The sequence below is a fragment of the Mesorhizobium sp. M7D.F.Ca.US.004.01.2.1 genome, from assembly GCF_003997785.1.
GTDB classification, from domain to species: Bacteria; Pseudomonadota; Alphaproteobacteria; order Rhizobiales; family Rhizobiaceae; genus Mesorhizobium; species Mesorhizobium loti.
Genome location: NZ_RZRQ01000701.1, coordinates 1 through 892, shown reverse-complemented (window position 1 = coordinate 892; position 892 = coordinate 1). Strand labels below are relative to the sequence as shown.

Here is an 892-nt window from a genome sequence, read left to right as displayed (position 1 = left end):
GCCTTCGACCGCGACCGGCTGGTGACGGCGATGGGCGGAGCGGAAGCGCGCCAGAAGATCGCGGCGCAAATCGCTGCCGCCAAGCCCAGCGCCAGCCCGCTGCGGGTTCGGGCGCGACCTGCCGCGCAGAAGGACGGCACCGATCTCGTCGCCTGTGCCGGTGAGATCATCGGCCTCGCCGGGCTGGCGGGACATGGCCAGACCGACCTGCTGCTGGCGATCTTCGCTGCGGCATCGCGCGCCCGGACCGGCATCGAGGTGACAGCGCCTGTGGCGCTGGTCGCCGGCGACCGTCAGTCGGACGGCATTTTTCCGCAATGGTCGATCGCGCAGAATATCGGCATCCGCTCGCTGGCGCGCCTGCGCAACGGGCTGTTGATCTCGCCGCAGCGCGAGGCAGAGCTTGCTGCATTTTGGCAGAAGAAGATCGGCATCCGCACGCCTGACATGAACAACAACATCTTTTCGCTGTCGGGCGGCAACCAGCAGAAGGCGCTGTTTGCCCGCGCACTCGGCTCGGACGCACAGATCGTGCTGATGGACGATCCGATGCGCGGCGTTGATATCGGCACCAAGCTGGAGGTCTACGACCTCGTGCGCGAAGAGGCTGCCCGCGGCCGCACCTTCCTCTGGTACACCACGGAAACCGAAGAGCTCGACAATTGCGACCACATCTATGTCTTCAAGAACGGCCGCATCGTCGCCAATCTGCGCCGCGACGAGTTGACCGAAGAGAAGATCATCCAGTCCTCTTTCGGCGACGCGGCCTGAGATGACGGCCGCCAGCCTCGAAACCGTTGCCAAGACTTCCGCCGAGCGTGGCGCACTGGCCCGCGCCCGCCTGTTGCGCGGGCTGCTGCCGGCGCTGTCGTTGGCGCTGGTGCTGCTCGCC

Annotated in this window: 1 protein-coding gene; it reads left to right on the top strand. The window is 66.6% G+C overall.

Going from position 1 to position 892, the window contains the following annotated elements; genetic code table 11:
* A partial coding sequence (locus tag EN993_RS36285) for an ATP-binding cassette domain-containing protein (protein ID WP_164758079.1) occupies positions 1-771 on the top strand: 771 nt, incomplete at its 5' end.
* Positions 772-892: the final 121 nt, after the last annotated feature.